The 14,643-nt window shown below is 62.4% G+C and carries 9 protein-coding genes and 1 pseudogene; 5 read left to right on the top strand and 5 right to left on the bottom strand.

The genetic code is table 11. From position 1 onward, the window contains the following. Positions 1-25: 25 nt before the first annotated feature. Both HWX53_RS19280 and HWX53_RS19275 read left to right on the top strand, forming a co-directional pair. Positions 26-1,081, top strand: a complete 1,056-nt coding sequence (locus HWX53_RS19280; protein ID WP_175943770.1) for a serine hydrolase — start codon at positions 26-28, stop codon at positions 1,079-1,081. 337 nt (positions 1,082-1,418) lie between these two features. Then, positions 1,419-1,883: a hypothetical protein gene (locus HWX53_RS19275; protein WP_175943768.1), complete on the top strand. Its 465-nt coding sequence runs from the start codon at positions 1,419-1,421 to the stop codon at positions 1,881-1,883. Between the two features lie 2,472 nt (positions 1,884-4,355). Here HWX53_RS19275 and HWX53_RS19270 read toward each other — a convergent pair. Next, a complete protein-coding gene (locus HWX53_RS19270) occupies positions 4,356-5,333 on the bottom strand; it encodes a ParB/RepB/Spo0J family partition protein (RefSeq protein ID WP_175943762.1) in 978 nt (325 codons plus the stop codon). Then, complete coding sequence (locus HWX53_RS19265; protein ID WP_175943761.1) at positions 5,330-6,541, bottom strand: AAA family ATPase; 1,212 nt, start codon at positions 6,539-6,541, stop codon at positions 5,330-5,332. Before HWX53_RS19265 ends, HWX53_RS19270 begins: the two co-directional genes overlap by 4 nt. A gap of 608 nt (positions 6,542-7,149) precedes the next feature. Here HWX53_RS19265 and HWX53_RS19260 point away from each other — a divergent pair. Next, positions 7,150-8,547: a replication initiation protein gene (locus tag HWX53_RS19260; protein WP_175943759.1), complete on the top strand. Its 1,398-nt coding sequence runs from the start codon at positions 7,150-7,152 to the stop codon at positions 8,545-8,547. Positions 8,548-8,562: 15 nt separating this feature from the next. Here HWX53_RS19260 and HWX53_RS19255 read toward each other — a convergent pair whose 3' ends face one another. The 3 genes and pseudogenes from HWX53_RS19255 to HWX53_RS19245 all read right to left on the bottom strand — a co-directional run. Then, positions 8,563-9,792, bottom strand: a complete 1,230-nt coding sequence (locus tag HWX53_RS19255) for a YbfB/YjiJ family MFS transporter (protein WP_175943758.1) — start codon at positions 9,790-9,792, stop codon at positions 8,563-8,565. A 158-nt stretch (positions 9,793-9,950) separates the two neighbouring features. Beyond that, positions 9,951-11,252 carry a glycosyl hydrolase gene (locus tag HWX53_RS19250; protein WP_244140185.1) on the bottom strand — a complete coding sequence of 434 codons (1,302 nt, stop codon included), beginning with the start codon at positions 11,250-11,252 and terminating at the stop codon, positions 9,951-9,953. A 350-nt stretch (positions 11,253-11,602) separates the two neighbouring features. Continuing rightward, positions 11,603-12,133: pseudogene (locus HWX53_RS19245) on the bottom strand (type VI secretion IcmF C-terminal domain-containing protein); the annotation flags it as partial. A 105-nt stretch (positions 12,134-12,238) separates the two neighbouring features. Here HWX53_RS19245 and HWX53_RS19240 point away from each other — a divergent pair. Both HWX53_RS19240 and HWX53_RS19235 read left to right on the top strand, forming a co-directional pair. Further along, positions 12,239-12,409, top strand: a complete 171-nt coding sequence (locus tag HWX53_RS19240; RefSeq protein ID WP_175943753.1) for a hypothetical protein — start codon at positions 12,239-12,241, stop codon at positions 12,407-12,409. Between the two features lie 162 nt (positions 12,410-12,571). Further along, positions 12,572-13,765: a YihY/virulence factor BrkB family protein gene (locus HWX53_RS19235; RefSeq protein WP_244140203.1), complete on the top strand. Its 1,194-nt coding sequence runs from the start codon at positions 12,572-12,574 to the stop codon at positions 13,763-13,765. Positions 13,766-14,643 lie beyond the last annotated feature (878 nt).

Here is a 14,643-nt window from a genome sequence, read left to right as displayed (position 1 = left end):
TCGAATTCAGCCAGGAAGTTCTCACATGAATGAAGCATTGCAGCGTGCGATCCAGTTTTCCCTCGATCACGAATCGACTTGGGATCGGCAAGTGCACGGCAACTGGGGCGTGCACGTCAACGATCCGCCGCCGTGGAATCGGCTGCTCGGGCCGGTGCATGATCGAGGACCGGTGTCGGGCGCGCTTGCCGTCGATGGCCGCGTGATGACGACGTGGGGCGAGCCGGACCGCGCGGACCTGACGTTCAGCATCGCGAAGACGTATCTCGCGCTGCTCGCGGGCGTCGCGCATGATCGCGGGTTGTTGCCGGATCCGGACGAAGCGGTGCGCGTGCGCGTACCGGGCATCGGCTTCGACGATCCGCATAACGCGCCGATCACGTGGACGCATCTGCTTCAGCAAACCAGCGAATGGCAGGGCGAGTGTTTCGGGCTTTCGGATCAGGCGGACCACTACCGCGCCGTCACGTTCGGCGAGCCGCCCGGAGGCAAGAAAGGCGAACTGCGGCCGTTGCGCACGCCCGGCACGTATTGGGAATACAACGACGTTCGCATCAATCAGCTTTCACTCGCGCTGCTGCATCTGTTTCGGGAACCGCTGCCCGATGTGTTCCGGGATGCCATCGCGCGACCGCTGGGCTTGAGCGACAACTGGAACTGGGCGGGCTATGACCACTCGTGGGTCGAAATCGACGGCAAGCGCATGCAGTCCGTGCCGGGCGGCACGCATTGGGGCGGCGGGATGTCGATTAGCGCGAACGATCAATTGAAGATCGCGCAGATGCTGCTGGATGATGGCGTGAGTGATGGCAAGCGGGTGCTTTCATCCCAGTGGATCGCGAGGATGCGCGCGCCCTGCCCGCTTGCATCGTTCTATGGCTACCTCGTCTGGCTCAACACGGGGCGGAAGATGTTTCCCGGGGTGCCGGAGACGAGCTACTTCGGCATCGGCGCGGGAAGTTCGTTTATGTGGATCGAGCCAGAGTCGCGGATCGCGTTGATCGTGCGATGGCTCGACTCGGCGCACGCGGCAGAGTTCTTTGCGTTGATGTATGAGGCGATGAAACGACGCGGGGCGTAGACGAAGAATTGGTGAGGCGGAATGGTTGCTCTGACCTGCGCAGGAGGTCGATGCGTGCATTCCTCAATCGGCTAACGCTAGAAGCGGTCGATCGCGGCGAACTGACGAACGTTCTCGACGTCTCCGTGGACGGCGCGATTGGCCAATAGCGCGGCGGGCGCCTCTCGGCTCGCCCGCTTTTGCTTGCTTCGTTGGTCGGTGTCGGCTGCGACTCTTTCGTGAACGTCTTTCGGTATGACCGTTAGTTGCGTCATTAGGGTAAATGCAGATGCACGCGGGCCCTTAAGAACGGCTTCAGTTGTTCGTTAACAAGAGCAAGCCAACCCAAGACCGACGCATGTCCTCCACTATTCCATTTCGCCGCTCGGCTCCCGCGACGCACACGCGGCTCTCAAAAGCACAACTGTTGCCCATCGCTCGCGGCGTAGCGGATGAACTCGCCCTTCACGCGCACCTCGCGCTCGAGACCTTGCGCGTCGGCTCGCCGGATATTGCACCAGCGCAGCATATCGCCGAAGTCATGCTGCTCGCGAAGTTTCTTGCGGACGCCGGGCATGGCAACTTCCCCGACGAAGCTCTCGTCGATGCCGATCAAACGATTGCGCGCATGTTCGACGGCGGCCGCGAATCCGGCTCGTGGAGCATCGAGGCGGAGGCAGTCGAGCGGCTGGCAGCGATCGTGTCGCTCTACGATCATCAACTCAGGCGCGCGACGCTCGGTGCGTTGACCACTGCAAGCGACAGGCTCGAGCGGTTCAAGGCGGGGGAACCGTATCAGGGGTCGCGGAAGAAGCGGGCTTAAGGGCGGTTTCTTGGGGCGTGTGCGGAAGCGCTAGCCCCGGCCTCTGGCGGCGTTAATGTATCGTTTGTTACGAAGCAGCGGGATTGAAGAGCTTCGGGGCGGGATTCGTCGCGGTCTTGCGTCAGCGCGCGGTTGACGCTCGCTGTTAGGCTGTTTCTTCGTGAAACAAGTGAAGATAACGGTCGTAAGTCACTGAATCTAAACGATATTCGCGGCATGCAAGAAAGATGCCTTTGTTCCACGCTGAGGCACTTCGTTCGCCCGATACGCTGAGCCCGCGAGAAACGCGCAGGCTGAAGTCTTTCCGCCTCTGTATAGACCGGAGACATGGCTGGCAGGTGTACGGGGACATGGTTGACGCTTTCGGGCAATCGAACGCCCGGAATCATCCATGCCCTGCCACAGACGAGATCCTGCAAGTCAATTCGAATTGCCAAGTTTCTCTCCGGGCCACGCGCTGCGTCTGTCGATTGCACGCAAGGGATTACTCATGGCTGGCAGGCCCAAAAGCGACGAAGACGGCGTTTTCGAATTCTAGTTTGCTCATCATCGCGCCGCCCGACTTGACGTGCACGAGCCGAAACCCTGACCATCATGTGTCAACCATGTCCCCGTACGTCCGTACACGCCTCTAAAAAGCGATGCTGGCGTCAAATGCGCTTCTTGCATTAGCTACTTCAGGAAGCCGCGCGGTGACGATCCCATGTCGTTCGACTCGCAATGATCGCGGGAATCAAAGAACTGCTCGCAGGGCTCCTTTCTGCCTAAGCAAAGACTATCGCTCCACTTCGGAGATGCGACTGTTGCCTAGCACATTCAGCAGTCGCTTTTTCCGAAGTCATCGAGCCGGCTTGTAACGATTTGGATCGCAACAGCAATCGGTCCGCGGACACTGAGCATTGGTTCTGCCTCATTAGCACACTAGTGCGTGCTCCATGCCAGAGCCCTACCCAGACGCGTCGAAGCCATCGGCGCGCTACCGGCATCAAATTCAATTACGCACGTGGTCGGTTGCTTGATCGGTACCAGCATTTCGTTCGCGCGACTGCAAGGCGCGGGTTCGTGATTGAGTAGACGGAGATCCGCCATACTGCGATGCAGGTCTACGTTGAGCGTCCTGCGAGTTCGTCGGCACTCCGGGTACCTCTTCAACGGCCCCGCCTATCGGCTTCCGAGTCGGCCCTAATCTAGTGCCTTGATGGCGCGCTTCCTGTCGTCCTGATCGCTCCTCACGGCGCGGCGTTGTGAAGGAAGTCCAACGAGCGCCTCTTTCTGCGTGAACTGCTCGGGAAAGGCTTGAGACGGAAAGAAGATGCCTTTGCGCCTCTTGGGCGGACAACTCGCGCCCACGCTCGGCAATCGGTGGACGGGTACGGCTGCCACGAGCCTACGCGTTGCGCGATCACTCAAACGCACTCAAATTGTAGGAAACCAGCGGCGCTCCTCGTGACCGTGAAGGTCCGCCCGACGTCGCGGTTCAGGTCGCCGCGATGATTCCGGCGCGAGAGCTTCTTCGCCGTAAGCCGCGCTGCTCTTGGAGTATCGCCCGATGCTCGGGGCCACCATTACTAGGGTCCACCAGCGAGCGACGCGGCACATTGGACGGTCCAACCGCAGTTGTCCCGAAAAGAAATGCGCGCAGTCGAACGACGCCGCATTGTGTCCGAATTCGGACACCGTTGAAGCGGCCGTCATTCCTAGATACTGCGGGTACGGCGCGGGGTACGCCGCCGCATATTTTGTATTCTTCGAGCTAAGCGTTCTGATCTTCTAAACGCTGAGCCACCTGCAGTGCGAATCCAAGCTTGCACGCGAGACGCGCCGCGCAGAGCGCATTCTTGCCTGGACCAAGACGACGCCACTTGATGCCCGATACAGCACGTGTGTAATCTGACAGCCGGTCGTGTCAAGTTAGCGTGGAACCCCAGGCATCACGCTTTTCACGCTTGCGTCCGGGCGTTCGCGAATGAGTACGCGCAGGGCGTCGTTGCAAATTGCAACGGATCGCGCAGGAAATGAGGCCGGCGTGGGCTAGCTAGACGTGGTCGAAAAACGCCAACAGGAGGATCCGAGAGGCGCGGAAGAGTCACTGCAACTCGGCCGCCTGTCCGAGTGAGTGTCCGAATTCGGACAGTAGCGCTGCTGTCGCCTCAATGCCGTCCTACATGCAAGTAGGGAAGGCGCGCCGCACCACGCGCCACAAGGTACGTTAGTAAAGGCAGCGTTGATGGTTCGCGGCGCCCCAGACGAAGCGGGCAGGGATCAACGGCTCTGCGCCCCGTCTTGGTGGAGTGTCCAAATTCGGACACTCGCGCCGAGCATAAGCACAACGTCTACGAGCGCTTCCTCCTCTAGGTGACATCGCACCCTTGTCGCGTGCATGCTTCGGACACCCGTCCGCAGGCCAGCCGCACTCATCACACCCACACTGCGAAGCCAAAAAAAAGCCCGCGAAGCGGGCCAATAAGTGAGTCACTCAGACCGTATTGAGAACATCTTCCCTATATGCTCTCGGAGCTGATTTTCCTGCTCCTCAGTGACCACGCCCGCCTTAAACTTAAACGTCAATCCCTTGACGTCCTTCGTGATGCTCCCCGCCTGCACCTTTCCCGCGAAGATCTTCAGGATGCTACGCCCGCCAGCGTCTGTAGCCGCACCGCCGCGGCTAATATGCGCGCCCAAACTCGCAGCGAGCTTCGTCTGAACGAGATCGCCCGACAGAACCTGCGGCCACAGTTCCTGCAGCGCCTTCAGCCCCGCTTCGCCCGACTTCTTCAGCGCGTTCGCGACGTCCTGCGCCGACGACGCCCCTAAAACCGAAGGCGTCAAATCCAGATCGCGCTTAACAAAATCGGGCAGCGCGTCAAACGCCAGGAACCGATAGAGATCGCTCCGCGAGATGCCCATCGCCTCCGCCAGCCTAGTGCGGTTCGGAAATTCTGCTTCCGCACGCCGAATCGCAATAGCGATCTCATAGTCCGACAGATCGTCGCGCGTCACGTTCTCCATCAACGCAAGCGCTGCCATATCCTGATCAGAGCACTCGATCACAACCGCGCGAATCGTCTCCTTGTTGATGAGCTTATGCGCACGCAGCCGCCGCTCGCCGGCGACCAACTGAAACGACTCCCCGATGCGGCGAACCGTAACCGCCTGAAGCAATCCGACTTCATCGATGGACCGCGCCAGTTCCGAGAGCTTGCCCTCATTGAATTGACGACGCGGCTGCCACGGGTTCGGCACGATCGCCTCGATTGGAATGTCCGTCTCCACACCCTTCGATTCCAACTCCTGAATCCGAAGCTGCGCCGCTGCGAGCGCGCTCGTGATGCCGGGCATCGTCTGCGGACCTCGGGCGTTTCGATCCTTCTTCGACTCGCCTTTGAAATCGGCCGGCTTCGGAAGGTTGGCCGTCTTGGCCATGAGTTGTTCTCTAATGTTGTTACTCACGCCGCCTCCTTCCAGGATTTAACGAACATATCGTCGAGCCACTTGGCATACTGCATCATCGGCTGACGAACCCGTTGCAACGACTTGGCCGTCGAGTGCGTACTGACGACGTCCAGCGCAGTCGAGAACGACAGCGCACCGCCGCTCATCACAGAACTCGCCGGGATCTCGAACGGATCGAGCCAACGGCCGTACGCACTTTGCGCCCACTGCCGGACGACCGGCGCCGACGACGTCTTACCGTAATCGACCTTCGACAGCAGGATCGAGATGAAGTCGTACACCTTGTCCTCTTCGTACGGCAGAAAATCTTCCGCGACATCGGAGAAAAGCCGCCAGAACGCCAACGAGCTGATGAAGTCGAGATTCTCGGGAATCATTGGCATGACGAGCGCGTCGGCTGCCAGCAATGCGTTCAGGTTCATGTAAGACAGCGAGGGCGACGTATCGATCAGAATGTAGTCGTACTGCGCGCGCAGCGGCTCGAGCCCCTCCCGCAACACCGCCCAGAATCGATAGCCCTGAATCGTCTTCTGCCGGGCGGGAAGCAGAAACTCTGCTCCGTACAGGAAGGTATGACCGGGGATAATGTCGAGCCCATCCCAGTAGGTCGACTGCACGCTCGCGCCCAGCCCCCCTTCGATGTTCTGGTCATAGATATAAGGGAGCACGGTGTCGTCCCCCGAGATTTCCTTCTCTGCATAAAGTCCGCAGAGCTCCGACGCCGACGCTTGCGGATCCAGATCGATCAACAAGACTCTCCGGCCGAGCAGCGTCAGAGCTTGTGCCAGGCATACGGTTGTCGTAGTCTTCGCCGAGCCTCCCTTCAACTGCGCCGTAGTGAGCACCTTGCCGCGAAAGGTGCCGTCGGCATCGTCGAGCCGCGTCTGGTAGATATCCGAAGCCATCTTCACCCACAGTCGCACCTCGGGCAATGTGAACGTCCGGCTGCGCCCGTTGCCATTTAGTGTGCCGCTCGGCAGACCACCTTCGCCTTTAGTCACGAGATACTGAATTTGCTGCCGAGTGAGGTTGCACATCTCGGCAAGTTCGCTGATGGTGTAAAAGGGTGCTGTCTTGCGCGGGCGCGGTGCGAGGATCTGCTCGCGAAGGTTGTCCGAAAACGGTTCGAGGTTATCCGCAAACTCCGCCACTTCCCGAAGCGATACTTTGCGGTCTTCCATTGGTAGGCTGCCTACGTTGGCCATTCTGCGCTTTCTCCCTGTATTGACGCTGAAGCGCAGAATACACGAATATGCGTAAACAGGCTTACGGAGCGGAGAAAATTTCGCAGTTTCTTGTCTATCAGCGCCTTCATCGCGCCATTTTCTCTGCTCGCAATACCGTCCGGATCTTTTTGACGAAGCAGTGCCTCCGCCGTCGTCCTCCCATGCAAAAGGCCCCAGCACAAAAAGCGCCCCGGGGTGCTTTTTGTGCGCTAGAAAATCCATTACGAAATCAGACACTTAGATTCGAGGAGACAAGAATTCACCTTGCAGAGGCAAGAGTTTGTCTTGTCTTTTTGTAAACCTTGACTCGCACACCTACAAACAACGCTGAGAATTCCCTTTGAAATCAAGGCCGCCCGTTGTGAATAGGGACGGTTTTTGTGACGGACGGGGCGGTTTTTGTGCTGGGTCAGCCGCAAACTGGGCGGCCAGAGACGGTTTTTGTGCGCGCGGGGGCGGAATTTGGGCGTCTGAGGCGCTGGGCAGGACGGTTTTTGTGCAGATCAGGCGCGTAAAAGCGGGGCGGTTTTTGTGTTGACACGCTTTTCGTGCCTGTTAGAGTGCCGGGACAGTAGCCGAACAGAAGAATGGACAATCAAGATTTCACCGTCACGCCTCAGCAACTTGCGCTGGACATCTACGAGGATATGTCCGGACAAGGCGCGGCTATTTGCGAGGCGACGCGCGATATCGGTTTTCTGCGGAACAACATCTTCACGCGTGTCGGCGGCCTCGGGATCGCGGCGCGGCGCGTGCTCGACGCCGCGTATTTCATCGTCGCGACAAAAGCACCCGACGAGCTGATCGACGACAAGGTCTATACCTTCACCGCGGACGTGAACTACTTTAAGTGGCTGATGCGCTACGACAGCCGCAACCACAGTCACCTGATCGCGCAAATGAGAGCGGCGGCGCGCGCGCGCGTCGAAATCATGACGGCGCCATCCATCGAGGAACTGACGGAGAAAGACTCGTGGGGCACCATTAGTCTGCTCGGTGACTGTTATATCGAACGGAACGTTGTCTGCGTGCTGCTTTCCGGACGCGTCATCAAGTATCTCATCAGCCCCTACAAGGCCCACTGGTTGAGCTTGCGCGCCTCGACGGCATTTTCGCTGTCGCTCGCACGTGCGATCTATGACCGCCTGATTCCGTGCGAAGGCCACGGCGTGACCGAGTGGTTCCCGTTCGAAGAGGTGCTCGAATGGCCGGGCAAAGTCGGTGAGTCGCGCAAGGAAGTCAAGGAGTTCAAGAAGCGGTTTCTGGAGCCGGCTATCGACCAACTCAATGAAGTCTCGGACTTCGACGTGAGCTGGGAAGCCAACGCCGATCGCGCCACGCGCGACAAGCTCAAGATCCGCTTTCGTTTCACCAAGAAGCAGGGCGCGGATGCGGCGCGGGCGGGCATCGCCGACGAGATGTACCTCCTGTTGCACAACGAATTCGCGTTCGATACGCCCGACTTCGAGCGCCTCGCCAAGCGTCGCGATGTGTGGACGGACGAGCGTCTCGAACAGGCGATCGAATACACGCGCTTCAAGCTGAACGAAGGCAAGGTCACCGTGAGCCCGCGCGGCTACCTCTTCAAGGCGCTGGAAGGCAACTACCGTATCGGCGACGCGGACCGCAAGATGGCCGCGATCAAGGCCCGCCAACTCGAAGAAGAGAAGAAGGGCCGGCGAGAGCGCGACGCAGCCCAGGCGCAACTAGAAGCGACCATCCAGGCGCAGAACGATTCCGCGAAAGCGAAGATTAGCGAGGAGATCAGGGCGGGGCGGGAGTTCTTCGAGTCAGCAGACACGCAGTCACGCAAGGAACTGTGCCATTCGTTCCTGAGCCAGCTGATTCCGCAGCGACTGATCGAGAAACAGGGCCTCTCACGAGAATCGTTGAGCGCGGACAACATCCTGACGGTCAATCGCGTCGTCGCCGATGCGTTCTGCTCGCACGTGTACGTCAAGATGAAGAAGGCGCGGTCGGGCTGACCTGCCGCACTGGCCTCATTCTTTCGGCGATGCGGGCTCGCTCAACGGCTTCTGGCACGCCGCAAGAGCAGCGCCGAGCGCGAGCATGGCTGCAGAGTAGACGAGACCGCGACTGAGCCCGCCGCTATCCGAAATGCGCCCGATCACCGTGGGACCAACGATCTGCCCGACGGCGAAGACGATGGTGAACGCGTTGATGCCGCTCGCCCATTGGCTCGCAGCCAGGTTGTGCCGGACGAAGGCTGTCGTCGACGCCACGGCGGATAGAAACGTCGCGCCGAACAGCAAGCCGGACGCGAACGCGGCCACCGGATGCGCGAACAGCGCAGGGACGAGCGTCGCCACGGCGAGCAGCGCGTTGAGCAACGCGAGCGCCTGACCGCCGCGCACCCGGTCGAGCAGTCCCGACCACACACGCGCGGAGACGACCGTCGCCAGGCCGAGCACGACGTAAAAGCCGCTGACGACAGCGGCACTCATGCCCGCCGTGCGCAGCAACGCGACGATGAACGTCATGTACCCGATATAGCCGACGCCAAAGCAGCCGTATCCCGCAAGCGCGAGGATATAGCGCCTGTGCCCCACCGGCCGATGCGCCGCGACTGACGCTCCGCGTGGTGCCATCGGTTGCGCAGACGCCGAGTCGATACGCCGCGCTGCCCACACCGCGGCGGTTCCGCAGAGGGCGCACGCTGCCGCGAGCGCGAACCAGGCGTATCGCCAGCCGTGCGTATCGGACGATATGGTCAGCGGGACGAGGATCGACGAAAGCGCGATGCCCCAGCCCGTGCCGCCGTAATACAAGCCGATGATGAGCCCGGAGTCGCGAGGCGAAAGCGACGCGAGGCGAGCCGCCAGCACCCCGCCGCTCACGAAGACGAGCGCGCTCGCAGCGCCGGTCACGACCCGCAATATAAGCAGCCCGTTGGTCTGTGTGACCGCGCCGCTCAATGCCATCAACAGCGCCGTGGTGACACAACCGGCGACGAAGAGCGTCCGCGGCGCGCTTCGCTGCGACAGCCGCCAGAACGCGAACGCGCCGAGCAGATAGCCGAGCGCGTTGGCCGTGTTCATCGCGCCGGCCTGCGCGAAGTTCCATCCAAGGTCGAGCTTCATCGGAGGCAGAAGCAAGGCGTACGCGAAGCGCGCAAACCCGAGCGCGATCGCGCTGCCGAGCGACAAGGCGACGGCGAGCCGCCGCGCGTGCGCGCGGTTCGCCGATGCGCTCGCGGGCTGCGGCTCCATGCGAGGCCCTGCGCTGCTGTCGATAGTCTCTGGGTTTCGCACGCTCGTCGCTTCTCCGGCTGGCTTGAATCGCGGATGGTGCGGCTTATGGTAGCGCGTCGAGCGTCAGCCGTACCCCTCGCGTGGCCGGTCAATCGTCGCGTCACGCGACCGGCGAGTTACATCGGATGCCCGGCGACGAAGTTCTTGAACGCCGCATACACCGGCTTCTGCGTGACGCCGTCGTTCATCAGAAGACCGTAGTTGCCTTCGCCGCCGACCGGATCGTCGTAGAGTTCGTACACCTGGATCGCCTGAAGGTTATACCGCGATGCCACCGCGACGAACTGCGCCATCATCGTGTTGCCGACCATGTACGACGCGATCTGCGCGTCCGAACCGTAGGACGGGCGCACGCCGAACTCCGTCAGCCAGATCGGCTTGCCGAAGGCCTGCAGCGCGGCGAGCACGTCGTGGCAGCCGGTCCCGCCGCAGGCGCGCGTGATGTCGCCCTGATCGGAATACCAATGCCAGCCGGTGATGTCCCACGTGACCTTCGGATGGCCCGTCGTGCCGTCCGGCTGCGTGCCGTTCCAGAGCATCTCGTCGAAGCCGTAGTGCAGCCACGTTTCTCCGCCCATGACGATCTTGCCGTTCGTATCGACCGATTTGATGCCGGCGATCATGCCGCGTATCACGCCGCGCGCCTTCTGGAAAATCGCGTTGTTGAAATGTTGCGGATAGACGCCATCGACGTTGCCGACCAACGCCAGCGCGCCCAGTTCGTTCGACACCTCGTAATAGGGATACCGATACGACGTCGCCGTCTGCTGACCGAGCGCGAAGCCCGCGTCGTACGCGTCGGTTTCGCTGTTGAAGGAGCGCGGGTCGGACAACAGCACGGGAAACACCGTGACGCCGCCGGCCGCCATCGACCTTGCGATACCCGCCAGCTTCGTGGCGGTTGCCTGACTGTACACCTCGTTGCGATACAGCTTCACGCCGAGGTCCTGCAACTGCGAAAGCTGGCGCGCGGGACTGGAAATGTCGTAGGCGCCGCCTTCGTTGTTGTGGCCATTGGCACCATAGAAGATCGACGCTGAGGCATTGACCGGCGCGGGTGCGCTGACCGGCGCGCTCGAGCCTGTCGAGTTGTTCAGGCTAACGGGCGTCGCGCTGCTTCCCGTCGACGTGCTGGCCGCCGTGGAATTCGCGGCGGACTGCGCGGTGCTCGTGGCCGGGGAGGCGACGGCAGTGCCGCCTCCCGAATACGAAGCCGACGAAGCGGCGGAAGCGGCATCGCTTTCCGTGCCGCTGACGGTGGTGCCGGCGGCAGCGCTTTTTGCCGCGCCGGCCGTGCCGTCGCCGCCTCCGCCGCCGCCGCACGCCGTCAGAAGCGCGGTCATCGCCAGTGCAACGGCGAATAGGGCGCACGGACGCGCCTGGAAAAGAGCGCGTGCATTCGAGTTGATCGTCATCATGATGTCACTTAGGAATGCTGATCGAGGCCGCATCGACGACGACGGCGACGGATGGAAGAGGACCATCGCGCGGCAAGCCCGATCGGCGATGCAAGGAGAAAGTGCGGCGGGACGAAAGAGGCCGTCCCGCTTGGGGTTCGGACGTAACTACGGCCGGAAAAGGCGGGACTTTAGGGTCCTTCTCGTCAAATTTGCGTGGACGGCACGCGCTGAACGAGCCGGGCCGCCAACGTTTGCCTAGATCCTGCGAGAAAGCGGAAATATGTGCCGGAAAACTGAGGCGGATGCCGCTGTCGGCGAGCGCCGGCTACGTCTGTCGACCGTGCGCCCGTCTGCCGAAGCGGCGATGCTTACTGACGGCTCGCCGAAGCGGCCGGAGCGGGGTCGGCTGCCGCGACGGTTGCGGTTCCGGCGGAGGAGGCCGTCTGCGACGGCAATGCGGGCAAGCCGGGCGGCGGACCGCTGTCGGGCAGGTTGAAGATCGGCATGGAACTCGGGCAGCGGAACGTGGTGAGCACATCGCTCGTGAAGGGATTCGCCACGCTGCCGGCCGTCGCGATATCGAGCACCGCCTTGCGGCCCTCGAAGCCGAAGACGACGCGCGTGCGGCCCGGCGTCGCGGTCGGCACGACTTCGCCAAGACGCATCAGGCGCATGAGCGCCCACGGTCCGTCGGCAGCAATCGTCGATGTATCCGCGCGGATGCGCGGGCTCGCCGTCAGTTCCGCATGCACGCCGCCGCGCGGGCCGGGCCAACTGATGCGAGTCGGCGCGACCGGTCCGTGCTGGTAGAGCGCGTTCTGACCGTCGATGTCGATGGACAGGCTCAGGATCGTCGGATCGAGTTCGGCGATGCGGAGGTCGGCTTTCCAGGCGCGACGCGATGTGGCACGGCCGGGGCCGCGCAGGCAGCGACAGTCCGCGACGCGCGAACGCGAGTACGCCATTTGCTGACGACTTAAACACCGACGCCCCAAGGAGCCACCATGTCCGACCCGACTCAACCGCAACGACCCGCCCCGGAGCAAGCCGAAATTGGGAGCGGCACGCCGCCTGCGCGCACGCCGGAGACGCTGCCCGACAACACCGATCTGCAGCCGGACCAAAACCCCGTGCGTGGCACGCCCGACATTTCGAAGCCCGGCGCGGACGGCTAAATTCCGGGCGTCGTCGCTTCTAACGCGCCCAGCGCACCATCAGCACTCCCGCGTTTTCGCACCGTCGTTCTCCCGGCTGGCATCCGCGATGCTAAAGGCAAGCAGCACGTTCCCAGGAGAATAGCGATGAACAAGACATCCGCGCGGGATTCCACATCCCTCATGAGCCGGGCGATCGCCTGGCCCGTTCGCACCTTCAAGCGCTTCAGCGCCGACCGCTCCGCGCCGATGGCCGCGAGCATCGCGTTCTATTCGGCCTTCTCGCTCGCGCCGACGCTCGTCATGGTGATCGCCGTGGCCGGACTCGTCTTCGGCGAAGAGGCCGCGCGCGGGCAGATCTTCCATCAGGTGAGCGGCATGCTCGGCAAGGACGCCGCCGCGAGCGTGCAGACCATCGTCGAGCACGCGCACCGCAGCGGCGGAGGCGGCATCGCGGCGGTCATCTCGTTCGTACTGCTCGCCGTGGGCGCGTCCGCCACGTTTTCATCGCTTAATACGGCGCTCTCCGTCGTGTGGCCCGCCGACGACAAAGCCAAGTCGGGCGTTGCCACGCTCGTCAAGGTGCGGCTGATTTCCTTCGGCCTCGTGATGGGCGTCGCGTTCCTGTTGATCATTTCGCTCGTACTCGATACGGCGGTGCAGGCGGCCGGCAAATGGGTGTTCGGGGAATCGCCGCTCGTCGTCATCGGCGATATCGCGCAGTTCCTCCTCGGCCTCGTGATTCTGTCGTGCGCGTTCGCCGCGCTGATGAAATATTTGCCCGATGGCCACGTCGCCTGGCGCGATGCCTTCGTGGGCGGCACGATTGCCGCCGTGCTGTTTTCGGTCGGCAAGAAGCTGTTCGCGCTGTATCTGACGCACGCGGGCACGGCCAACGCATTCGGCGCGGCTGGCTCGCTCGCCGTGCTCATGATGTGGCTGTATTTCGCCGCCGCCGTGCTGCTGCTCGGCGCGGAAGCCGCGGCCGCGCGAGCGGAAGCGCGCGAGGGCAAGCCGGCGAAGGAGTCGAGCGCAGCCGATAAGCCGGGCGCGCCCGCGATGCCGGCGCCGGGGGCGGGCGCGTCGAATCAGGGGTCTAACGACGCGGTGCACGGCGCGCCGCACGCGCCGGTGCTGGCAAGCGCGGCGCACGCGCAACCGGTCGCGCCCGCGCCGCTGCCGCCTGTTCCGCCGTCGAGGTCGGGCGCGACGCGTTCGTCGCCGTGGGCGAATGCCGTGGCCAAGGGCGTCGATACGGTGAAGGCGAATCCGATCCGGCTCGCCATCGCGGCTGCGGGCGCGGGCGCGAGTCTGTTCGTGTTCGCCAAGGGATCGGGCCGGCCGCAGGCGGGGCGGCATCGGTCGGTTAAGGCGTAGGCCGACCGGCGTTGCGAAGGAGAGGCGGGCGGCGAACGGCCGCCCGGGACGGCTATAGAGCATTGCGTCATGCGGACATTGTCAATCCGGTTTCCGCGTCGGCGAGGAAATCGTGCAGCAGTCGGCGCATCCGGAGGATATAGCGCCCGGAGACCGATGACGCCGGCTCGCTCACCATGCAGGTGATCGCATCTAGGAGGGCTCTCGACGTGACGCGTGAGGGTGGCGCGACAGCAGCCGCATGGCGCTGGTCATTCGCTCGCGCTTCTTCAGCAGAAGCGGCATGGTCGAGATGCAGGCGGTTATCTCAAGAAGACGGGCTCGATATAAAGAGGGAAGAAGACTTTTCCGTCGTGTCGCCTTTGAGTCGGTGTCGAGAACTGCCTAACCGACGCGCGCTATAGCGATTCGACGCCGCGGAACGCCACCCTACTCGTGCGCCGTATTGCCTGCGAATTCACTCTTCTTCGAAAGCGACGTTGATCGCCGTCTCTCGCAGCGATTCATGATTGGCTTGCCCTTCTGTACCGGAATTGCAACGTCGGCGACATTCTTGTCGTTTGTCCCTTTGGCCCGCTTGCCTGCCCGTCTGCATGGGAAGCACGTGCGGGACGTCATCGGAGACGTGAGTTGCGCGCTCGTACGTAGGCCAGCTTTTAAGGTGACGCGCGCCCACATCTATCCGCCGGATGTTTGCAGCCGCGCAGAGAGTTTTACCAAGCGGCGAATGGTTTCTTAACCAAACCTATGTTCGCCGCCGCGAGGCCGCCTGGAGAGTCCCACACCCGATGCGGCTGTTACGCGGTCATTCGCTGTAGCGTCGGCAACTTAGGAAATCGTACGATCGCTCTTGACGGAAACGGGTTCGCTGCCAAGTG

Origin of the sequence: Caballeronia sp. BCC1704, assembly GCF_902833455.1 — a bacterium.
GTDB lineage: Bacteria > Pseudomonadota > Gammaproteobacteria > Burkholderiales > Burkholderiaceae > Caballeronia.
Note: the sequence above shows the minus strand (reverse complement) of the source record. Positions and strands in the feature narration are given on the sequence as shown.